The 21,475-nt window shown below is 73.1% G+C and carries 15 protein-coding genes and 1 pseudogene; 11 read left to right on the top strand and 5 right to left on the bottom strand.

Going from position 1 to position 21,475, the window contains the following annotated elements; genetic code table 11:
• Positions 1-80 precede the first annotated feature (80 nt).
• Complete coding sequence (locus AB0H21_RS03815; protein ID WP_358511139.1) at positions 81-254, bottom strand: hypothetical protein; 174 nt, start codon at positions 252-254, stop codon at positions 81-83.
• 409 nt (positions 255-663) lie between these two features.
• Between AB0H21_RS03815 and AB0H21_RS03810 the strand changes: the two genes are divergently transcribed.
• Both AB0H21_RS03810 and AB0H21_RS03805 read left to right on the top strand, forming a co-directional pair.
• Positions 664-1,494 (top strand): helix-turn-helix transcriptional regulator, encoded by an 831-nt coding sequence (locus tag AB0H21_RS03810; protein ID WP_358511136.1) that lies wholly within the window; start codon positions 664-666, stop codon positions 1,492-1,494.
• On the top strand, positions 1,485-1,712 hold the full coding sequence (locus tag AB0H21_RS03805; protein WP_358511133.1) for a DUF397 domain-containing protein: 228 nt from the start codon (positions 1,485-1,487) through the stop codon (positions 1,710-1,712). The genes AB0H21_RS03810 and AB0H21_RS03805 overlap by 10 nt, the downstream gene beginning before the upstream one ends.
• Here the strand turns inward: AB0H21_RS03805 and AB0H21_RS03800 are convergent.
• Together AB0H21_RS03800 and AB0H21_RS03795 are read right to left on the bottom strand one after the other, a co-directional pair.
• A complete protein-coding gene (locus AB0H21_RS03800) occupies positions 1,694-3,715 on the bottom strand; it encodes a protein kinase (protein ID WP_358511130.1) in 2,022 nt (673 codons plus the stop codon). The two genes, AB0H21_RS03805 and AB0H21_RS03800, sit on opposite strands and share 19 nt — an antisense overlap.
• On the bottom strand, positions 3,712-5,766 hold the full coding sequence (locus AB0H21_RS03795; protein WP_358511127.1) for a serine/threonine-protein kinase: 2,055 nt from the start codon (positions 5,764-5,766) through the stop codon (positions 3,712-3,714). Before AB0H21_RS03795 ends, AB0H21_RS03800 begins: the two co-directional genes overlap by 4 nt.
• A gap of 122 nt (positions 5,767-5,888) precedes the next feature.
• Here AB0H21_RS03795 and AB0H21_RS03790 point away from each other — a divergent pair, with 122 nt between their 5' ends.
• Both AB0H21_RS03790 and AB0H21_RS03785 read left to right on the top strand, forming a co-directional pair.
• Positions 5,889-6,137, top strand: coding sequence for a hypothetical protein (locus AB0H21_RS03790; RefSeq protein ID WP_358511124.1), 249 nt, complete (start codon positions 5,889-5,891; stop codon positions 6,135-6,137).
• 296 nt (positions 6,138-6,433) lie between these two features.
• Positions 6,434-7,132, top strand: a pseudogene (locus AB0H21_RS03785) (AfsR/SARP family transcriptional regulator); the annotation flags it as partial.
• On the opposite strand, the gene AB0H21_RS03780 reads toward AB0H21_RS03785, so the two are convergent.
• The gene (locus AB0H21_RS03780; protein ID WP_358511403.1) at positions 7,046-7,591 is read right to left on the bottom strand and encodes a hypothetical protein; all 546 of its coding nucleotides are present in this window, start codon (positions 7,589-7,591) and stop codon (positions 7,046-7,048) included. The pseudogene AB0H21_RS03785 and the gene AB0H21_RS03780 sit on opposite strands and share 87 nt — an antisense overlap.
• 149 nt (positions 7,592-7,740) lie before the next feature.
• Between AB0H21_RS03780 and AB0H21_RS03775 the strand changes: the two genes are divergently transcribed.
• Entirely contained in the window at positions 7,741-9,480 is a 1,740-nt protein-coding gene (locus AB0H21_RS03775) for a hypothetical protein (protein WP_358511400.1), read from the top strand.
• Between the two features lie 236 nt (positions 9,481-9,716).
• Here the strand turns inward: AB0H21_RS03775 and AB0H21_RS03770 are convergent, their stop codons facing one another.
• Complete coding sequence (locus AB0H21_RS03770; protein WP_358511121.1) at positions 9,717-10,649, bottom strand: DoxX family protein; 933 nt, start codon at positions 10,647-10,649, stop codon at positions 9,717-9,719.
• 603 nt (positions 10,650-11,252) lie between these two features.
• Between AB0H21_RS03770 and AB0H21_RS03765 the strand changes: the two genes are divergently transcribed.
• The 6 genes from AB0H21_RS03765 (at position 11,253) to AB0H21_RS03740 (ending at position 21,456) form a co-directional block, all read left to right on the top strand.
• The gene (locus AB0H21_RS03765; RefSeq protein WP_358511118.1) at positions 11,253-13,058 is read left to right on the top strand and encodes a hypothetical protein; all 1,806 of its coding nucleotides are present in this window, start codon (positions 11,253-11,255) and stop codon (positions 13,056-13,058) included.
• Between the two features lie 132 nt (positions 13,059-13,190).
• The gene (locus tag AB0H21_RS03760; protein WP_358511115.1) at positions 13,191-15,539 is read left to right on the top strand and encodes an AAA family ATPase; all 2,349 of its coding nucleotides are present in this window, start codon (positions 13,191-13,193) and stop codon (positions 15,537-15,539) included.
• 199 nt (positions 15,540-15,738) lie between these two features.
• Positions 15,739-16,722, top strand: coding sequence for an ABC transporter permease (locus AB0H21_RS03755; protein WP_358511112.1), 984 nt, complete (start codon positions 15,739-15,741; stop codon positions 16,720-16,722).
• Positions 16,723-16,725: 3 nt separating this feature from the next.
• Positions 16,726-17,634 (top strand): ABC transporter permease, encoded by a 909-nt coding sequence (locus tag AB0H21_RS03750; protein WP_358511388.1) that lies wholly within the window; start codon positions 16,726-16,728, stop codon positions 17,632-17,634.
• On the top strand, positions 17,631-19,652 hold the full coding sequence (locus AB0H21_RS03745) for an ABC transporter ATP-binding protein (protein WP_358511109.1): 2,022 nt from the start codon (positions 17,631-17,633) through the stop codon (positions 19,650-19,652). Before AB0H21_RS03750 ends, AB0H21_RS03745 begins: the two co-directional genes overlap by 4 nt.
• Positions 19,653-19,701: 49 nt before the next feature.
• The gene (locus AB0H21_RS03740) at positions 19,702-21,456 is read left to right on the top strand and encodes an ABC transporter family substrate-binding protein (protein ID WP_358511106.1); all 1,755 of its coding nucleotides are present in this window, start codon (positions 19,702-19,704) and stop codon (positions 21,454-21,456) included.
• The last annotated feature ends 19 nt before the right edge of the window (positions 21,457-21,475 follow it).

The following is a 21,475-nucleotide window of genomic DNA, read 5'->3' as shown; positions in this document are numbered from 1 at the left end:
GCGGCGAGCCCGGCGACGATGGCCGCCATCGCGAAGCACCAGGCGTACCCCCGGCCGGGGCTCGGGCGTCGCCTAGACGGTCACGCGGCGGGCGTCGAGCCGCCGGTGCGCGGGAAGCGGATCACGTTGCGGCCGGTGTACGCCTGAAGGTCGACGACCTTGGGATCGGGGGACGGCTTCCGGCGGTGCGCGGAGCGGATGTCGCGCACCTTGTGCCGTGGTACGTACGCGGGTACCGCCGCCAGCCTTCTCATCGGACCCCCCACCGTGATGCGTTCGTTACCGAGTTGTCTACAGATGTGATCGTAAGACCATTGTAAAGATCGTGGACGCCGTCAGTATGGCAGAGGGCGACCCGAGGGAGAGCGCAGGTCGAGGAGCGCAGGGGTGTTCGCGCGTCGGCTCGTGCGCGGCCAGGTGATCTTGCTGCTCGTCATCGTCGCCTCCTTCCGTGACCGGTCCTTGAGCAGACTATTCATCGGAGAGCTTGACGTCTTCCTATTAACGGCTCACGGTGGTGCGTCCGATCATCGTGATTTCCCTCCCCGCGCCCCGAGCCGTACCATTACTCTTGGTGTTCTGTTGACTACAGGGTGACCGCAGAATGACCTGGGCGTCGTTCTGGCATCGATGAGTCGTCTGGCCGGGTGTCTAGGGAGCCTCATGACCAGAATGATCGACATCGACCCGGCGGAGTCGCCGCGCGCTCGTTTCGCCTACGAACTGCGCCGGCATCGGCTCGCGGCCAGGCTGACGCAGAAACAGCTCGCCAGGAAGATCGGCTTCTCCACCAGCGCCGTCGCGATGGTCGAGACCTCCAAGTTCCGCCCCTCCGAGCGCTTCGCCGAGCTGTGCGACGAGGTCTTCGGCCTGGACGGAGTGGTCACGCGCCTGTACGCCGAGGTCTGGCCGCCCCCGCCCCCCGTCCCCGCCCACTTCCGCGACTGGGCCGTCGAAGAACAGCGCGCTACGGCGCTGCGGTTCTGGGCGCCGATGCTCGTCCCCGGCATGGTGCAGACCGAGGCGTACGCGCGGCGGGTGCTGGCGCGCCTGCCCGGGGTCCTGGAGGACGAGGTCGAGCAGCGCCTGGCCGCCCGCATGCGCCGTCAGGTCGTCCTGTCGCGCGACGACGCGCCGGTGGTCACGGCGTTGATCGACGAGGGGGTGCTCCACCGCCCCGTCGGCGGCCCCGCCGTCATGCGCGGGCAGCTCGAACATCTGCTGGCGATGACGCGCCACCCGAAGGTCACCATCCAGATCGTCCCCTACGGCGCCGAGGCCCTGTCGGGGCTGAACGGCGCCTACGCCATCGCCGAGATGCGCGGCAACCCCTACGTCGTGCGGGTCGAGTCGCAGCCTTCCGGGCGCACCGTGTCCGACAGAAGCCTGATCGCCGACCTGGTCAACGGCTTCGACGCCATCCGCGCCGACGCCTACCCCCAGCACCTGTCCATCTCGATGATCGAAGAAGTGGTGAGGCAGAAGTGGACCTGAGCGGCGCGCGGTGGCGCAAGTCCAGCCGGTCGGGCAGCGACGGCGGCGAGTGCGTCGAGGTGGCCGTCGGCCTGCCCGGCACGGTCGCCGTGCGCGACTCCAAGAACCCGCACCGCCCGGCGCTGGTTGTCAGCCGCGACGCGTGGGGGGCCTTCGTCCGGGTCCTGAAGGCCGGCGGCCCGCGCGTCCTGCGCCGTCCTCAGGACCACCGCATGTAGTGGAACAGGAACGTGCCCCGGTTCTCCCCGGGCTCCTCGCGCGGGATCTCGGCGAGCACGCGCAGCACCTCGCCCTTCATGTCCATGACGACGACCTTGTGGGGGTCCGCGCTCTTGTCGGTGAGCAGGACGTGGGCGTCGTTGTACCAGCCGATGAACGCGCTCTGGGCGGGCACGCGGAATCGCGCGAGGGCGCGTCCGGTCGCGGTGTCCCAGACGCACACCGACGCGAAGGCGCCGGGGCACCCGGTGGCGAACCGCTTGCCCGCCGGCGCGAACGGGCTCTCCGAGGCGGCGGCCTCGCCTACGCCGTCGGCGGTGCGCAGCGTCCTGCCGTTCAGGTCGAAGAACCGTAGCCCCGCGCGCGGCCCCGCGCCGAAGGGCAGGGCGACCGCCGGCTCCCCGGGACTCCAGGCGAAGGGCGCTGCGGCGGGGGCGCCGCTCGTGTCGGCCCTCACCAGAGTGGCCTTCGCCGCGGCGGCGTCCACGATCGCGAAGCCGACCGGAGTCCGCGACCCCGACGAGAGGTCGAAGGTGGTGAGCAGCAGCCGCGTGCCGTCGGGGGACCACGCCGGGTTGAAGTTCTGCAGCGGTTTGTCGGTCAGCCGCACGATGTACTCGCGGCCGCTCGGCACGTGGACCAGCCGGACGAAGTCGTAGGGCTGCGGCGTCGACTCCTTCAGCCAGGGCAGCAGCGCGAGCCATGTGCCGTCCGGGGAGGGCAGGGGTTCCTGCCAGGGCGCGACCGCCTCGAAGCGGTTGGTGCCGCGGACGCGCGCGTAGTGGTTCGACCCACCCTTGCTGTCGTACATGAACGAGACCATCCGCGCCGTGTCGCCGGGGTTCTCGTGCAGCGTCGTGCCGAGCCCGGGGAGCCGCAGCTCGGTGGTCGCCGGAGGCGGGACGGACGTGACCTCGGGCAGGGGCCGGGCCGGCCCGGTCGCCTCGGGCCGCGCGGGGGCGCCGTCGCGGGTGAGCGCGTGGACGAGCGCGCCGGAGGCCAGGGCCACCGTGACGCCCGCCCCGAGGATCGCCGCCCGCCTACGCGCCCGGCTCCGAGCGCCGGCGCCCGGCGGGGGCCTGGACGCGCCGGGCGAGAGGGCCGGGGCGTCGCCGGAGTCCGGGATGTGGGGCGGGGCCGGCGAGCCCGAGGCCGCGGCCGAGCCGGCGGACAGCAGGAACCCCACCGGGCGGTCCCGGGCGCCGAGCAGCCGCATCAGCGCCTCTCCCGCCGTGGGACGGCGCGCGGCGTCCTTGGACAGGCACTCGGCGACCAGATCGCGCAGGTCGCCCCGTAGCAGGCCGAGGTCGGGGTCACGGTGCAGGATCCGGTTGACGATCGCCGGCAGCGAGTCCATCCCGAAGGGCGGCCTGCCGGTCGCGGCGAACACCATCGTCGAGCCCCAGGCGAACAGGTCGGCGGGTGGTTCGACCTGGGCTCCCTCCAGCTGCTCGGGGGCCATGTACGGCGGCGTGCCCACCACGCCGGACCCGGTCGCGACCGCGTCGAGCGCCCGCGCGATCCCGAAGTCGATGACGCGCGGGCCGTCCCTGCCGAGCAGCACGTTGCTCGGCTTGAAGTCCCGGTGCACGACTCCCGCGCGGTGGATCGCGGTGAGCGCCGTCAGCGTGCCCACCGCGAGGCGGCGCAGCCGCGCGCCTTCCAGCGGACCCTCGCCCTCCACGACCTGCTGCAGCGTCGGTCCGTCGATGTACTCGCTGACGATGTACGGTCGGTCCTCCAGCAGGCCGCTCTCGATGACCTGCGCCGTGCAGAACGGCGCCACGCGCCGCAGGATCTCGCTCTCGCGCGCGAAACCCGGCCCCGGGTCGTCGTCCCCTCCCGTCAGGGCGCTGCCGAGCAGCTTGATCGCCACCTGGTCTCCCGAGGGCGCCGTCGCCAGGAACACCGATCCCTGGCCGCCCTCGCCGATGCGCCCGGCGAGCTCGTATCCGCCGATGCGCGGCGGGTCGCCGGCGCGCAGGGAGTCGATCCGCGTCACGGGGCCGTCGTGTCCGTCTTGAGCAGGACGAGCGTCTCGGTGTCCTTCTTCGGCAACTCGGCGAGCGTGCGCCGGACCTCGCCGTGGAAGTCGATCACCTCGTACGTGCGCCGGTCCTTGCGGTCGCTGTAGACGATCAGGTGGTGCTCGTCCCACCAGCCCATCACCGCGCTGTCGTCGCCTTTGACGGACGGGACGGTGGCCGTGCGGTTGCCGGTGGCGAGGTTCCACACGCAGTAGGCGCTCACCTTGGCCGTGTCCTGCGGGCAGTAGGTGTAGAAGGACGCCCCGGAGGGGGAGAAGGCGCCCGGGCCGGGTGCGAGCCCCACCCACGGCATCGTGCGCACGACGTTGCCCCGCAGGTCGCGCAGGCGCAGGCCGAACCTGGGCTTGCCGTCCTTGGAGTAGGCGTTCGCGACGTACCGGCCGTCGATGGTCCACAGGAAGTTGCCGTACCCGTCGCGCTCGTCGGTCTTGACGACCGTCGCCTTGCGCGTGTTGACGTCGACGATGACGTATCCGCTCGGGTACTGCTCCTTCTTCGTGAGGTCGAACTCGTAGACGGTGAGCAGCAGGCGCGTGCTGTCCTCGCTCCAGACGCCGGAGAGCCCGCGCAGGGGCTGGTCGAGGGTGTCGACCGAGAACCTCTCGCCGGTCTTGCGGTTGATGAAGGTGACGTAGTCGTGGGTGGATCCGGTGTACTTCATCCACGGGTTGATCGCGACCCACGTGCCGTCGGGGGAGAGGCTGGGATCGCCGAACTGGGCGTCCTTGCCGATCACGCGGAAGGTGCCGGTGCCCCGGTCGCGGACGAGGGTCTCCAGCCTCGGCGTGCCGGACTCGGGGTCGTAGATCATGAAGGCGCCGACGCGGAGCGGGTCGGCGGGGTTCTCGTGCAGCACGAGATCGGTGCCGGGGACCTTCACCTCCTTGGTGGCGGGCGGTGGATGCGTGGGGGTGGCCTCGATGACGGAGGCGGAGAACGAGGGGACGGGGGTCGGGGCTGGGCCGGCGGCCGGTGCGGGGGAGTCGCGCCCGGTCACGGCGTACACCGTGCCGCCGGACAGGAGCGCGATGGCGAGCGCGGCCGCGACCATGGGCAGGGGGCGGAGGCGGGCGCCCGGGGGAGGCGGGAGGGCGACGCGCGAGGCGGGATCGGGCGGCGGCGCGGAGCGCAGATCCGCGGGGACGGGCGGCGGCGCGGGTTGAGCGGCGGGGACGGGCGCCGCGCGAGGGTCCAGCGTCGCGAGAATCCGCGAGTGGCCGACCAGTCGCAGCAGCGCGTCCGCGGCGGTGGGGCGGCGCGCGGGGTCCTTGGACAGGCACTCGGCGACCAGGGGGAGGAGGTCGTCGTCGAGTACGGCGAGATCCGGCTCGCCACGCAGGACGAGGTTGATCGTCGCGGACATGGACCCCGCGTCGAACGGAGCCCGGCCGGAGGCGGCGAAGAGCATCGTGGCGCCCCAGGCGAACATGTCGGTGGGCGGGCCGATCGGCGCGCCGTCCAGGTGCTCGGGGGTGAGATGGGCCGCGCCTCCGATCGAGCGGGTGGTGCCGTCGAAGTCCACGCTCAGCGCCTCGGCGAGCCCGGCGTCGATCACGCGCGGCCCGTCCGGGCCCACCAGCACGTTGCCCGGGTCGAACTCGCGGTGCGCGATGCCGGCCTGGTGGAGGGCGACCAGCGCGGTCATGGTGCTGATGGCGAGCCTGTGCAGCGCGGCGCCTCGCAATGGCCCGCCGTCCTCGACGGCCTTTTGGAGGCTGGGACCGTCGATGTACTCGCTGACGATGTACGGCCGGTCTTCGGCCAGGCCGCTCTCGATCACCTGGGCCGTGTAGAACGCGGACATCCGCCGCTGATGCTCGATCTTGTCGAGGAAGGCCGCGGGATCGGTGAGCCCGCTGTGGAGCAGGGTGACCGCGACATGTTCGTCCTGTGGTCCACGTGCCAGGTAGACGACGCCGTGCCGCCCTGTCCGCAGACGCCCGACGAGGTGATATTGACCTAAGTCAGATGGATCGTCCGATTGCAGGGGCAGAGCCTCCGGCATGCCGGGATCTCCTTCAAAATCGGGTCCCTAGATCACCAATTATGCGTACGGAGTTCACCGCCGGGGAGTCCTTTGTGGGTGTTCGCGGGTAACTCGCTAGAGACGAGTAAGAGGTGAGGATCATGGCAAAGTGTGAAGTATGCGGCAACGACTATGACATGAGCTTCGAGGTCCACGTCAAGGGCGGTGTCCACACCTACGACTGCTTCGAGTGCGCCATCCAGGGCATGGCTCCGACCTGTGAGAACTGCGGCGTCCGCGTCGTCGGCCACGGTGTGGAGGCCAACGGCCACTGGTACTGCTGCGCCCACTGCGCGCGGAAGCGGGGTGTCTCGGAGCTGGTGGACCGGGTCGGCGCGGCGACCGGTTGACCGCGCGCCCACCGCGCGCCCACCTCACGCGGACCGCACGCCGGGCCCGCGCGGGCACGGTGCCGGCCCTGGGGTGACCCTGGGCCGGGGCTGTGCCCGTTCCGTGATGGTCTGCACCCCGCCGTCCAGGTTCCAGTCCGGCGAAATTATGGTCATCCCGCTTGCCTTATGGGTGGTGTTGCGGACATTGTTAGGGATGCCGGTCCGGCGGGTGAGGTCAGGTCACCCGCCGGGCCGGTTTCGCGCGGTGCCCGTAGCCCTGTCCACCGCCTCTCTGGCCCGTCCGGCCCGATCCCGTGGTCCGCGCGGCAGATGATGGCGTGAGGAAGAATCAGGGCGTGCGGTTCGGCATCCTCGGCTCCACCCAGGCGTGGCTTCCCGATGGCCGCCCGGTCGCCGTGGGCGGCCCCGGAGTACGGGTGCTGCTTGCCCTGCTGCTCGCCGAGGCCGGCCAGGTGGTCGGCACACGGCACCTGATCGACGGCCTGTACGGCGAGAACCCGCCGGGCGACGCGGCCAACGCCCTCCAGTCGCAGGTCTCGCGCCTGCGCCGCGGGCTCGGCCCCGGCGGCCCCCGGGTCGAGCCGCACCTGGCCGGATACCGGCTCGTGGTCGACCCCGAGGCGGTGGACGCCCACCGCTTCCAGCGGCTGGCCGGCGAGGGGCGCCGGGCGTTGCTCACCGGCGACCACGCCCGCGCGTCCGGCCTGCTGGGAGAGGGACTGGCCCTGTGGCGCGGGCGGGCGCTCGCCGACGTGCCGTTCGGCCGGGCGCGGGCGGCCCGCCTGGAGGAACTGCGCGTCTCGGCCCTGGAAGACCGCGTCGAGGCCGACCTCGCCCTCGGACACCACGACGGCCTCGTCGCCGAGCTGACCGAGCAGGTCGCCGCCCATCCGCTGCGCGAGCGCTCACGCGCCCAGCTGATGCGCGCCCTGTACGGCGCCGGGCGGCAGGCCGAGGCGCTCGCGGCCTACGAGGACGGCCGGCGCGTGCTCGCCGACGAACTCGGCGCCGACCCCTCCGCCGAGCTGGCGGCCGCCCACCTGGCGATCCTCCGCGGCGACCCCGCGCTCACCCCCCGCCCCGCGCCCGCGAGACGCGGCGGCCGGGCCGTCCCCGCGCCGCTGACCAGCTTCGTGGGACGTGAGGACGAGCTGCGACGGCTCGCCAAGCTGCTGGCCTCCGCCCGCCTGGTGACGCTGACCGGCCCGGGCGGCGCGGGCAAGACCCGGCTCGCGTCCGAGGCCGGCACACGGGAGGCGGGCGAGGTGTGCTTCGCCGACCTCGCGGGGGTGGCCGAGGCGGCGCAGGTGCCGGAGGCCGTGCTGGGCGCGCTGGGCCTGCGCGGCGCGGGGCGGTCGGCCCTGGCCCACGGATCCTCCGGCGCCGCCGGACGCCTCGCTGAGGCGCTGGCCGACCGGCCGCTCCTGCTGATCCTGGACAACTGCGAGCACGTCGTCGGAGCCGTGGCGGTCCTGGTCCGCGGCCTGCTGGCCGAGTGCCCCCGGCTGCGGGTGCTGGCGACCAGCCGCGAGGCGCTCGGCATCACCGGCGAGATGCTGTTCCCCTCCCGCCGCTCGGCCTGCCGCCGAAGGACCCGTCCGTGGCCGAGGCCCTCGCCTGCCCGGCCGTCCGCCTGTTCGCCGACCGCGCCGAGGCCGTCTCGCCGGGCTTCGAGGTGGACGCCGGGAACGTCGACGCGGTCGCGCGCGTGTGCGCGGCGCTGGACGGGCTGCCGCTGGCGATCGAGCTGGCCGCCGCGCGACTGCGCACGCTCCCCGTGCGGGAGATCGCCGCCCGCCTGGGCGCCGCGGCGGGGCAGGACGGCGGCGACGTCCCGCACGACCGCTTCCGGCTCCTGTCACGCGGCGACCGCACGGCGGCCCCCCGCCACCAGACCCTGCGCGCCGTGGTCGAGTGGAGCTGGGACCTGCTGGAGCGGGAAGAACAGGTGCTGGCCCGGCGCCTCACGGTGTTCCGCGGCGGGGTCGCGCCGGCGGCCGCGTCCGAGGTCTGCGGGCTGCCCCGCGACCACTGCGACGAGCTGCTGGCCGGCCTGGTGGACAAGTCCTTCGTCGAGGTGTCCGCGGGCCGCTACCGCCTGCTGGAGACGATCAGGGAGTTCTGCGCCGAGCGGCTGGCCGAGGCGGGCGAGCGCGAAAGCCTGCGCGCCGCCCACGCCGCGTATTTCCAGGAGCTGGCGCGGACCGCCGAGCCGCACCTGCGCCGCCACGAGCAGCTCGCATGGCTGGCCCGCCTGGACGCCGAACACGGCAACCTCCACGCCGCGCTGGGCTGGGCCGTCCACGCCGCGCCGGACGTCGCCCTGCGGCTGATGGCAGACCTGTCGTTCTACTGGTGGCTGCGCGGCCTCGGCAGCGAGAGCGCGCCGCCCGCCATGGAACTCCTGCGGGTCGTCGGCGTCGACCCTCCCGAGGATCTGGAGGACGAGTACATCGCGTGCGTCTTCATGGCCGGCTGGGAGGGGTTCCACGGCGCCGAGCTGCGCGCCCACCGCGCCCGCGTCGACGCGGTCATCGCGAGCGGGGAATGGCTGCCGCGGCAGGCGTTCACGATGGTGCTGTGGGGCGTGGCGATCGGACCGGGCGACGTCGAGCACATCGAGTGGGAACCCGACCCCCTCGCCGAGCCGTGGCTGTGGGCCCTGCGCAGGCTCGGCATGGGGTACATCGAGCTCTTCGCGGCCCGTCCCCGCGAGGCCGCGCGGCTGTTCACCGTGAGCCTGCAGGGCTACCGGGCCGTCGGGGACCGCTGGGGGGCGTTGCAGGCGATCGACGCGCTGGCTGACGCCGCGGAGCGCCTCGGGGAACACGCCCGCGCGCTGGCGCTGGTCGACGAGGCCCTGGAGCTGGCCCACCGGCTCCAGGGGGCGGAGGAGACCGCCGACCTCCTGTGCCGCCGCGCCGGAATCCTGGCCTTCCTGGGCCGCCGCGACGAGGCGCGCGCGACGTACGAGCGGGTCGCGGGCATCGCCGCCGGCACGGGCGCGCGTCCGACGCGGGCCTCCGCCCACCTGGGGCTCGGCGAGCTGGCCCGGCTCGAAGGCGACCTCGCCGCCGCGCGGCGGTTCGGCGAGCTCGCGCTCACCGAGTGCACCTCGGAGTGGGTCAGCGCCGAGGGCACGCGCGTGCGGGTGCTCATCTGCCTGGGACGGGTCGCCGAGGCGGAGGGCGACGCCACGGAGGCGGAGGCGCGGTACGCGCGGGCGCTCGCCGCCGCGCGGGGCCTGGGCGACCAGGCGAGCGTCGCGCTCGCGGTGGCGGCGCTGGCGGGCGTCCTCGAAACCGACCTGACCCCTCCCCGAACCACCGAAACACCGTAACCAGCGCGGCCGTCTCCGACGCGTCCGCCCGTTGACGATCGCCGGTCCCGCCCGCTCCTGCTCTCGCCCCTGCGCAAGGTGGCGAAGCACCATAACGCGGTGTGAGCGTCTCTGACGCGTCACCGCGGTTCCGGCTTTCTCGCGCTCGGTACGGTGCTTCTCGAAAGGCGCCGCGGCGGTGGGGTGTGGTGTGGCGAAATCGGCGCCTCTGTACGGCGGCTCGCCGGGCGAAGGTGCTATTCGGTGTCGGAGGGGCCGGATTTGCGGTCTCCGGCGACGAGGCGGTCGCCTCGGGTCGTGGGCGTGGACGGGGCGTTCGCCGGGGGCTCGGCCGCCGCGTCGCGCGGGGCGTCGGCGGACTTGGACGGGCGTCTGGTCCTGGGGGGCTTCCGCGGCGCGGTGACCTCGGCCTCGGCGGAGGTGGCGGCGGCGGAGGCGGCGGCACGGGTCGCCGAGCCTTCACGGGTCGCCGGGTCCGCCGTGGCTGCCGGTCCGGTCGGGTTTCCTAGTCCGGTCGGGCTTCCTGGGCCGGTCGCGTTTCCTGGGCCCGTGCCGGCCGGGCCGGGACTGTCGCCCGGCTGGTTCTTGACCTTGGGGAACGTCACGGGGCCCGCCGGTGTCCCGGGGGTCTTGGTGTCCGTGTCGGCAGAGGGAGCGTCCGCCGGGCGGGCGTCGGCCGGGGCGGGACGGGCCGGCTCGCGCCAGGAGGAGATGACGTCGTCCGCCTCCGCGTCGGCGGCCTTCTCGTCGGTGGCCTTGGCCTCGCGCCGCCGGATGACGACGAGGTGGTCGATGGACAGCCGCCCCGCGCCGACGACCGCCAGCAGCACCGAGGCCGCTCCGAGCGCGACGATCAGGCTGATGTCCCCGCCGGTCAGGGGGAGGCCGGTGTCCCCGCTGACGAGCACGAACACCGCCAGCGCCTCGGCGAACAGGACGAGCCCGCAGGCCGGGACGGCGAGGCCCCCGACCAGCAGCGCCCCGCCGAGGAGTTCGATGAGCATGGTGCCGGCGGCCCAGACGCCGGGTCCGGGAGCGCCCATCTTCGCGAACTGATCGCCTGTCGCGGTCAGCCCGAACTCGAGCTTGTGCCAGCCGTTGGCGAAGAAGATCCCGCCGACGCCCAGCCGGGCGGCCAGCGAAGCGAGATCCTGGAGGGCTCGTCTCACGGTAGCCATTCTGTAGGGGTCTGTCCGTGTTGCACAGCCACTTGCCCCGTATCCCGCCTGTTATGTCTGGAGGAGCCCTTCGTCCCACCCACCGAGGTGCACACAGGCGCGCAAGAGGGGCGGCGGGTCACTTGGAGACGCGCTCGCGGGCCGGCGGAGACGGCCGGCGGGACACCAGCGTCGCGGCCGTGAGCGCGGTGACGCCCAGGAGCCCGATGCTCACCGTCACGGTCGAGTGCAGGGCGGAGACGAACGCGACGCGCGCGCCGTTCCGCCGACCTCCCGGGCGACGTGCGCGGCGGTGCACCCCCGATGATCGTTCAGCGGGTTGCCGCAACGGATCCGCCCGATGATCTTGGTGCGCCGGTCCGGACGGGGGAGCGGGCGCGGCCGGACGCCCGGTCTCCAGGGGCTTGTGGGAACCCTGATCAACCTGGGGCGATCCAGACCTCTCTAGAGAGCTATAGGTATATGTCCGGCATCTAGGCAAGCGGTGATCCGCAACAGACCATGACTGACGTGGGGAACACCAGTGAGTCCGATCCCTCTCCGGTGCCATCCCCGCGAGACCGCTCCGATCCCCGGGCATGGTGCGTGGTGGCCGTGGCAAGGCTGGCACGCGACCAGCCGGAGGGAGCACTGGAGGCCGCCGGCGAGGCGGTCGAACGTGATCCCGACGGCGAATGGGGACATCGGCTGATGAGTCTCGCCCTAGAACGCCTCGGCCGCGACTCCGAGGCGGTCGTCGCGGCTCAGGACGCCGTCCGGCTCGCACCCGGCTCCTGGGCCGCGCGGCTAAGGCTCGGCTCGGCCCTGCGCCGGCTCCCCGGCCGGTGGAGGGACGCGTGGGCCCAGGCCCAGAAGGCCGTTCGCTTCGCGCCCGAGCAACCCGACCCGCACGTTCTCATCGGCGACCTCGCCCTGGTCCGCGGCGACCACGAGCAGGCCGCCGCCGCCTACCGCGCCGCGCTGCGGCGCGACGACGACCATCCCGGCGCGCGGATCAACCTCGGCCTCACCTTCCTGCGCTGGGACCGTCCCCGCGACCACCACGACCCGACCTGGGAGGTCGACCCGCGCGAGACCGCCCGCGCCCGCCGCGCCCTGGAACTGTGGGCGCGCCAGGTCCGCGCCCTGCTCGTGCTCGGCCTCGCCGCCGTGGCGGTCCTGTCCTTCTGGTACGGCCTGCGGACGGAGGCACGCCTCGCCGGCGCCGTGGCGCTCGTCCTCGCCGCGGCCGTCACCGTGCGGCAGGCCAGGAAGATCACGGTGTGGCGGTACGTGCCGGGCATGCTCGCCCGCGACCTGTGGCTGGCGGTGGCCGTGTCGGTCACACTACTGGCGACGGCCGCCCACGTCGCCGCGCTGGCCACCCTGCCGGCCTGGTCGCTCGCCGACGCGGCCGTCCCGCTCGTCTCCGCGGCCTCGCCCCTGGCGCGCTGGAACGACGTCCTCGGCGCGTTCTGGGCCGGGCTCTTCGGCCTGGTCCTGTTCAACGGCGTCGCCGTGCTGCTGTTCCGCGGTTTCGCCGAAGCCTGGCGGGGCAGACCCGTACGGGCGCTCGCCGAGTTCACGGCCGTCCCTCCCGAGCGGGTCGGCCTGCGCGACACCGGCGTCACCCTGTGGATCGTCGCCGCCCGCCTGTGGTTCCTCGTGGCCGCCCTCGCCGTGGTTCCGCCCGCGCTCGGCGAACCGCGGGCCGCGCTGGCGGGGGTGCTCGTCCCCGCCGCGATGCTGTACGTGTGGAGGCGGGGCGGGCTGCGGTCGCGGCTGCGCGCGATCCTCGGCGCGGACTGGTCACTGGCGACCGCCCTGGCGTTCCTGCTGCCGGCCTCGGCCGCGCCGGCGGTCGCGGGGGGCGCGGCGGCCCTCGGCCTGCGCCCGGTGACCGGCGAGTGGGCGTGGTGGGCTGTCGCGATCGCCCTGCTCGTCGTGATCCTCGCCTTCGCGGCGCGCTCCGCGCGGGCCTGGTGGCGGGGCTCGGCAGGGCCGTGGCGGGCCTCGCTGATCCCCTGCGAGGGCTGCGGCCCCCGCCTGCCGGGCGAGGTCAGCCCGTCGGTCGGCCTCAGCCCCGAAGTACGGCGCGCGTTCACCTACTCCCGCACGGTCGTGCTGTCCTACGCCGACGCCGCGGGCCCCCGCACGCTCGCCGTCGGCGCCGTGACCTCGGTCAGCGCGTCCGGCGACCTGCGCCTGATCGCCGCCGAGGACGCCTGGGCCGCCGCGGAGCGCGACCCGCGGGTGGCCGTCTTCGTCGCCGACCCCGTCGAACGGAGGTTCTGGGCCGAGGTGCGCGGCATCGCTCTCGCCGACCCCGCGGAGGACGTGCTGCGCGTGACCCCCAAACACGTCCTGGTCGGCGAGTACCCCGGCCGCCACGAGGCCCGCGCCGCGCCCCGTCGCTCCTGACCGCCCCACCCGCCACCCGGTCCGCCCCCGCCCGCGCGCATGGACGCGCGGCGCGCGGTGAAGGGCACAAGGCCGGGGACGCGCGCCGAGGGCCCCGGTGCGGTATAACCGGGAGGCGACCGGGGAGGCAAAATGCGGGACTCCGACAGGGCCCGGCCGGCGGGGCGCGCCGCGGCCCGTGACGCGTTCGAGCGCGTCCGAATACGTTATTTCCAGCTCTCCCGTGGGACGAGACGGACGATCTTCGCTGCCGTTCTCATCGGCGCCGCCGTCCTGACGGTCCTTCTCGGCTGGCCGTTCCCGGCGTTCGTGACCGTTCTCTTACTCCTGGGGTACGCGGAACTGACCCTGCGCTTTCCCCGCGCCGCCGCGACCGTCCTGGTCGTGGTGGCGTGGTCGTGTGTGATGGTCGTGATGGGCGGCTACGTGCAGCCGAACTCCGCGCTGCCCACGCTGTTCATCCTGCTCGGCGTGCTGGCGGGCGTGGCCGCCCACCTGATCCGGTGGGTCACGCCCTGGGTGACCACCCTCGCAGCCCTCGGCGCCGCCGCCATGGTGACCTTCGCCGTCGCCACCTTCTCGCCGCAGATCGCGCTGTGGGCGGCCTACGGCGTGGCGGGGGCCGTGCTGGTGTACCGGCTGGTGCAGGCCGGCCAGGTGCGCCGCCGTGCCGCAGCCGCGCAGACGCAGGCCCCGGCGCAGGTCAGGCAGCGCGCGCGCGACGGCGCCCCCGAGCGGGCCTCCGCGTCCGAGGCCGCCGCGCCTCCGCCCATCTCCGTCGAGGAGGCCCTCGGCGAGCTGGAGAGCATGATCGGCCTGGAGCCGGTCAAAGAGCAGGTGCGCTCGATCGCCGCGTCCATCGAGGCGTCCCGGCTGCGCGCCGAGGCGGGGTACTCTACCGAGCCGCCGATGCGCCATTTCGTCTTCGTGGGCCCGCCCGGCACCGGCAAGACCTCCGTCGCCCGCACCGTCGCCAAGATCTTCTACGCCTTCGGCCTGCTGGAGACCCCGTACGTCGTGGAGGCCCAGCGCGCGGACCTGGTCGGCGAGTTCCTCGGCGCGACGGCCATCAAGACCAACCAGCTGATCGACCAGGCCCTCGGCGGCGTGCTGTTCGTGGACGAGGCGTACAGCCTGATCAACTCCGGGGACGGCCAGCCGGACCGCTTCGGCGCCGAGGCCGTGCAGACCCTGCTCAAGCGCGCCGAGGACGACCGCGACCGGCTCGTCATCATCCTGGCCGGCTACGAGAAGGAGATGGCGGGTTTCCTGTCCTCCAACCCCGGCCTGTCGTCCCGCTTCTCGACCCGCATCAAGTTCCCCACCTACTCACCGCCCGAGCTGCTGCGCATCGTCCAGCTCCTGAGCGTCCGCCGCGGCGAGCGGCTGTCGCCGGACGCCCCGGGCGTGCTGCTCGGCCTGTTCGAGGACGTCCACCGGCGCGGGCTCATCGACGAGCTCGGCAACGCCCGGTTCGCGCGCAGCCTGATCGAGGCGGCGGCCCAGGCCAGGGACGTCCGCGTGGTCGGCGCGGGCGGCGCGCCGAGTCGTGAGGACCTCGTCACCACCACCACAGCCGACCTGACCAAGGCGTTCAACGAGATCACCGCGCGGTTCCGCGGCTACCAGGCCACCCCGAGCCTGGAGGAGGCCCTCGGCGACCTCGACCGCATGGCCGGGCTGGAGCCGGTGAAACGGCAGGTCCGCGCCATCGCGGCCCAGCTCCGCGTCGCGCGGATGCGCCAGGAGCAGGGCCTGCCCGCGCCGCCGCAGATGCGGCACTTCGTCTTCGTCGGGCCTCCGGGCACGGGGAAGACCACCGTGGCCCGGGTGATCGGCCGGGTCTTCGCCGCGCTCGGCCTGCTCTCGCGGCCCGACGTGGTGGAGGCGTCCCGCGCCGACCTGGTCGGCCAGCATCTCGGCGCGACCGCCATCAAGACCAACGAGCTGGTCGACCGCGCGCTCGGCGGCGTGCTGTTCGTGGACGAGGCCTACAGCCTGGTCAACAGCGGCTACCAGGGCGGGGACGCCTTCGGCGCCGAGGCCGTGCAGACCCTGCTCAAGCGCGCCGAGGACGACCGCGACCGGCTGGTCATCATCCTCGCCGGGTACGCCTCCGAGATGGAGCGCTTCCTCGCCACCAACCCCGGCCTGGCGAGCCGGTTCAACCAGCGCGTGACGTTCCCGTCCTACAGCCCCGCCGAGCTGACCGAGATCGCGGGCCTGCTCGCCGAGGGCGCGGGAGACCGCTTCGACGCCTCCGCCGAGCGCGACGTCGCCGACGTGTTCGCGTGGGTCTGCGCCGAGGGCCTGATCGACGAGCTGGGCAACGGCCGCTTCGCGCGGTCGCTGTTCGAGCGGGCGGCGCTCGGGCGCGACGTCCGCCTGGCCGGCCGCGGAGGGACCGCCAGCGCGGAGGAACTGACCACGATCACCAGCGCCGACGTGCGCACCGCCGTGGACGAGCTGGCCGACCGCTAGAACCGCCGCTCCTCCCGGAGCCCCTTCCCGAGGTCCCCGAGGCCGCCTCTGAGGCGGCCCGGGCCGACACCCGGCCCGGCTGACGACATTCTTGTCACCATGTGGTTACGCGATGTAGCAGGATGGGCACGCGGGGTCGTGACACCGGCCCTGACGGTTGCGGATCCGGACAGACACGGAGATCGGCGGAAGGGGGGCGATGGCAGGTTTCCTGCTCCGCCGGTTGGTCAACTACGGGGTGCTGATCGCCGTCGCCACGAGCCTGGCCTACGTCCTGGCGGCCCTCGCCCTGGACCCGCGCTCCAATTACGAGGGGCGCAGCCCGCGCCCGCCGGCCGCGGTGGTCGACGCCCAGTTGTCGTTGTACAACCTCAACGACCACACCCCGCTGATCCGGCGCTACCTCAGGTGGGCCGGGGACATCGCGCGCGGCGACCTCGGCAGGACGTGGAACGGCGAGCGCGTGAACGCCGAGCTGCGGCGCCGCCTCGGGGTCACCGCGCGGCTGATCCTGCTCGGGCTGGTGATCGGCGGGGTGGCGGGCGTGCTGATCGGCGCGCTCGCCGCCGTGCGGCAGTACGGCTGGTTCGACCGGCTGTCCACCGTCGCCGCGTTCGTCGTGCTCGCCATCCCCACCGTCGTGCTGGCCAACATGCTGATCATCGCCGCCGTGTGGCTGAACGACCGCCTCGGCGTCCAGGTCTTCCTGGTCAGCGGCGAGCAGACCCCGGGCCTGGAGGGCGGGCTGGGCGCGGGCGTGCTCGACCGCGTCAAGCACCTCGCCCTGCCCACGCTCTCGCTCGCGGTCGGGCAGATCGCCGTCTTCAGCCGCTACCAGCGCAACATGATGCTCGACGTGATGGACGCCGACTTCGTCCGCACCGCGATGGCCAAGGGGCTGCGCCGGCGCACGGCCCTGGTCAAGCACGCCCTGCGCACCGCGCTGATCCCCGCGGTCACCTACTTCGCGTTCACGTTCGGCTCGCTGCTGGTGGGCACCACGATCACCGAGTCGGTCTTCGGCTGGCACGGCATGGGGGAGGAACTGGTCGCCTCCATCCGGTCCAACGACGTCAACATGGTCGCGGCGATCAGCTGCTTCGCCGCGCTCGCCGTGCTGACCGCCTCGCTGGCCTCGGACGTCCTGCAGGCCGTCCTCGACCCGAGGGTCAGGGTGGCCTAGATGATGACGCTCCCGGAGGAGGAGTTCGCCGAGGTCGCGGCCGGCGCCGGGCAGGGCCGCGTCCCGTCGAGGACGCGCGTCGTGGCCGCGCGGTTCTTCGCCACCGGCCAGGGACGCCTCGGCTTCGCGCTGCTGGCGCTCATGTTCCTGCTGGCGTTCGCCGGGCCGCTGGCCTACCCCTGGTCCTACACCGACATGGACTTCTCGGCGTTCATGCGGCCGCCCTCGCCCGCCCACTGGTTCGGCACGCTGCAGACCGGCTCGGACGTCTTCGCCGTCACCATGCGTGGCGCGCAGAAGTCGCTGGTCGTCGGCCTGCTGGTGGCCGTGGTGTCCACCGGCGTCGCGGCGGCCGTCGGCTCGGTCGCCGGCTACTTCCTGGGCTGGACCGACCGCACGCTCATGTGGGTGGCCGACCTGCTGCTGGTCCTTCCCGCGTTCCTGATCCTCGCGATCATGTCACCGCTGCTGGCGGGCGGGCGGTGGCTGCTGTTCGTCATCATGCTGGCGCTGTTCCTGTGGATGATCACCTCGAAGATCGTCCGGGGCCTGACCAAGACGATCAAGGAGCGCGAGTACGTCACGGCGGCGCGGTTCATGGGCGTGCCGCCCGCGAAGATCATCTACCGGCACGTCATCCCCAACCTCGCCTCGCTGCTGGTCGTGGACGCCACGCTGAACGTCAGCGCGGCCATCCTCACCGAGACGACGCTCTCGTACTTCGGGTTCGGCATCCAGCCGCCCGACGTCTCGCTCGGCGGCCTGATCGCCGACGGCTCCCGGACGGCGCTCTACGCGCCCTGGACGTTCTGGTTCGCGGCCGGCGGGCTGGTCGTCACCATCCTCGCGGTCAACCTCGTCGGCGACTCCCTGCGGGACGCGCTCGACCCCGGCGCCGGGGGACGGGCATGACGCCCCCTGTCCTGGAGGTCGGCGACCTGGAGGTGCGCTTCGGCGACGTCCCGGTGGTGCGCGGGGTGGGCTTCACCGTCGAGCCCGGCGAGGTGCTCGGCGTCGTCGGCGAGTCCGGGGCCGGCAAGTCGGTCACCGCGCTCGCCGTCATGGGCCTGCTGCCGCGGCACGCCAAGGTGAGCGGCTCGGTCCTGTTGCACGGCAGAGAGCTGATCGGCGCGCCCGAGAGGGAACTCGCCGCGGTCCGGGGCGACACGATGTCCATGATCTTCCAGGACCCGCTCTCGGCGCTCACCCCCGTCTACCGGGTGGGCGACCAGATCGCCGAGGCCGTGCGCGTCCACCAGCGGGTGAGCAGGGAACGCGCGGCCGGGCGGGCGGTCGAACTGCTCGACCTGGTCGGCATCCCCAACCCCCGGCAGCGGGCCCGCGCCTTCCCGCACGAGTTCTCCGGGGGCATGCGCCAGCGCGCGATGATCGCCATGGCCATCGCCAACGATCCCGATCTGATCATCTGCGATGAGCCGACCACCGCCCTGGACGTCACGATCCAGGCTCAGGTCCTCGAGGTCCTGAAGAGCGCGCAACGCGAGACCGGCGCGGCCATCGTCCTGATCACCCACGACCTCGGCGTCGTCGCCGGGCTCGCCGACCGCGTGCTGGTCATGTACGCCGGGCGCGCGGTCGAGTCCGGAACCGTCCGCGACGTCTACCACCGCTCCCGCATGCCCTACACCATCGGCCTGCTCGGCTCGGTGCCGCGCCTGGACACGGGCCGGGACGTCCCTCTGGTGCCCATCGACGGCAGCCCTCCCTCGGCCGCCGCGCTGCCGCCGGGCTGTCCCTTCGAGCCGCGGTGCCCCATGGCGATCCCCCGGTGCGCCGAGGCCGAGCCCCCGCTCGCCGAGGTCGCCCCGGGCCACCGCGCCGCGTGCGTCCGCGCCGGCGAGATCGGCGAGCCGCGGCCCGTCCCCGCCGCCCCGGCCGCCGTCCCCGCGCCGCGACCCCGCCGGGCGAGTGACGTGGTGCTGGAGGTCGACGGGCTGGTCAAGCACTATCCGCTGACGAAGGGCGCGGTGTTCCGGCGCCGCATCGGCACCGTCCACGCCGTCGACGGCGTCTCCTTCGACATCCGCGAGGGCGAGACGCTCGGCCTGGTGGGGGAGTCCGGCTGCGGGAAGACCACCGCGCTCATGGAGATCCTGGAGCTCACCCGGCCCCAGCACGGCCGGGTCGTGGTGTTCGGGCGCGACACCGCCGCCCTCACCCCGCCCGACCGCTTCGCCGTCCGCCGTCACCTGCAGGTCGTCTTCCAGGATCCGCTCGCCTCGCTCGACCCCCGCATGACCGTCCACGACATCGTCGGCGAGCCCCTCGTCACCCACGGGCACACCGACACCGGGCCCCGGGTGCGCCGCCTGCTCAGGCTCGTCGGGCTCGACCCCTCCCACGCGGCCCGCTATCCGCAGGACTTCTCGGGCGGCCAGCGGCAGCGCATCGCCGTCGCGCGGGCCCTCGCCCTGGAGCCGCGGCTGATCGTCCTGGACGAGCCGGTGTCCGCGCTGGACGTGTCGATCCAGGCCGGGGTGATCAACCTGCTCGCGGGCCTGGCCGACCGGCTCGGGCTGTCCTACCTCTTCGTGGCCCACGACCTCGCCGTCGTCCGCCACATCGCCCACCGCGTGGCCGTCATGTACCTCGGCAGGATCGCCGAGATCGGCGGGACCGACCAGGTGTACCGGTCGCCGATGCACCCGTACACGCAGGCCCTGCTGTCGGCCGTGCCGATCCCCGACCCCGACAAGGAGCGGGAGCGCCGCCGCATCCTGCTCGACGGCGACCTCCCGAGCCCCGCAGACCCCCCTTCCGGCTGCCGGTTCCGCACCCGGTGCCCGAAGTTCAAGGTCCTCACGGACGCGCAGCGGGTCCGCTGCGTCGAGGAGGAGCCCGCCGTACGCCCGATGGAGGGCGACCACGGAGCCTCCTGCCACTACGCGGAGAAGCTCCGCGTCGTCTAGCCGGCGGCGCGAGCGAGACCTACCGATCCGGCCATCTCTGGAGGAGAACGTGGAAGTACCGCCGAAGCCCCGCGCGGGCCGGCCCTCGCCGGCGGGCCGTCGCGGGCGCGTCAGGGTGGCGGGCGCGCCCGTCGCGCTCGCCCTGCTCGTGGCCGCCCTTCCGGGGTGCGGGGGTGGCGACGCGGGAAAAGCGGTCCCCGCCCGCGTGCCCAAGGTCATCAAGGCCTTCGACATCAACCCCGCGCCGCGCGAGCGCGTCCGTGACGGCGGCACGCTGCGCTGGGGCATCACCGAGTCGCCCACCCAGTGGAACCTCAACCACGTGGACGGCAACCTCGCCGAGGTCAAGAAGGTCATCGACGCCCTGATGCCCGCCGCCTTCCGCTCCGACAAGAAGGCGACCCCGGTGCCGAACAGCGACTACGTCCTGGACGCCCGGGTGATCGCCACCAACCCGCGCCAGGTGGTGGCCTACCGCCTCAACCCCAAGGCCCGCTGGTCGGACGGCAGGCCGATCACCTGGCAGGACTACCAGGCGCAGTGGAAGGCGCTGAGCGGCCGCAGCCTGGACTTCCACGTCGCGGCGACCACCGGCTACCAGGACATCGGCAGGGTGGAGCGCGGCCGGGACGATTACGAGGTGCTGGTGACCTTCGACAACCCCTTCAGCGAGTGGCAGTCGCTGTTCTGGCCGCTTTACCCCAGGTCCACCAACGCCACGCCCGACGCGTTCAACACCGGCTGGCTGAACCGCGTGCCGGTGACCGCCGGGCCGTTCAAGTTCGGCGGGTTCGACCCGACCGCCAAGACGATCACCGTCGTCCGCGACGACCACTGGTGGGGGGCGAGGGCCAAGCTCGACAAGATCATTTACCGGTCGCTGGCCACGGACGCGCTGGTCGGGGCCTTCACCAACGGCGAGCTCGACGTGTTCGACGTCGGCCCGTCCGCCCCCGACTACGCCCGGGCCAGGAACGCCAGGGGAGCGGTCATCCGGCAGGCCGCCGGCCCGGACTTCCGGCACTTCACCTTCAACGGCGAGAGCCCGGCCCTGGTCGACCCGCGCGTGCGGCAGGCGATCGTCCTCGGCCTCGACCGGGCGGCGATCACACGGTCCGACCTGCAGGGGCTGGGCTGGAACGGCGCCCTGCTCAACAACCACTTCTACATGAACACCCAGGAGGGCTACCAGGACAACGCCGGCGCGCTCGGCAAGTACGACCCGGCCAAGGCCGAGAAGATGCTGGACGCCGCCGGCTGGCACCGGGCGAGCCCGACCCGCGTGAAGTCCGGCAAGGAGCTCGGCGTGCGGTTCGTGATCCCGTCCGGGCTGCCGCTCAGTAAGGGGGAGGCCGAGCTGACCCAGGCGATGCTGGGCAAGATCGGCGTCAAGGTGACGATCCAGTCGGTCCCGAGCGACGACTTCTTCGCCAAGTACATCATCCCCGGCAACTTCGACATCGCGCCGTTCTCCTACATCGGCACGCCGTTCCCGATCTCCAGCAGCTACGGCACCTACGCCGACGCCACCAAGGGCCCGGGCGGAAAGGTCCAGTGGAACGCCAACTTCGGCAGGACCGGCTCGCCTGAGATCGACCTGGCGATGCGGCGAGCGTCTTCCAACATCAACCCGGAGCGGGCCCGGGGCGACGCCAACGAGGCCGACCGGCTGATCTGGCAGAAGGTCAACGTCCTGCCGCTCTACCAGCGGCCGCAGAACTGGGGGGTCAAGTCCACGCTGGCCAACATCGGCGCCCCGGGCTTCTACACCCTGAAATACGCCGACATCGGCTTCCTGCGCTGACAGTGAGGAGGTAGGTGAA

Source organism: Sphaerisporangium sp. NPDC051011 (assembly GCF_040653595.1).
Taxonomy (GTDB): Bacteria; Actinomycetota; Actinomycetes; order Streptosporangiales; family Streptosporangiaceae; genus Sphaerisporangium.
Note: the sequence above shows the minus strand (reverse complement) of the source record. Positions and strands in the feature narration are given on the sequence as shown.

Coding starts and splice junctions, on each gene's coding strand:
- AB0H21_RS03815 (WP_358511139.1), bottom strand. CDS start 254: ATGAGAAGGCTGGCGGCGGTACCCGCGTACGTACCACGGCACAAGGTG.
- AB0H21_RS03810 (WP_358511136.1), top strand. CDS start 664: ATGACCAGAATGATCGACATCGACCCGGCGGAGTCGCCGCGCGCTCGT.
- AB0H21_RS03795 (WP_358511127.1), bottom strand. CDS start 5,766: ATGCCGGAGGCTCTGCCCCTGCAATCGGACGATCCATCTGACTTAGGT.
- AB0H21_RS03790 (WP_358511124.1), top strand. CDS start 5,889: ATGGCAAAGTGTGAAGTATGCGGCAACGACTATGACATGAGCTTCGAG.
- AB0H21_RS03760 (WP_358511115.1), top strand. CDS start 13,191: ATGCGGGACTCCGACAGGGCCCGGCCGGCGGGGCGCGCCGCGGCCCGT.
- AB0H21_RS03755 (WP_358511112.1), top strand. CDS start 15,739: ATGGCAGGTTTCCTGCTCCGCCGGTTGGTCAACTACGGGGTGCTGATC.
- AB0H21_RS03750 (WP_358511388.1), top strand. CDS start 16,726: ATGACGCTCCCGGAGGAGGAGTTCGCCGAGGTCGCGGCCGGCGCCGGG.
- AB0H21_RS03745 (WP_358511109.1), top strand. CDS start 17,631: ATGACGCCCCCTGTCCTGGAGGTCGGCGACCTGGAGGTGCGCTTCGGC.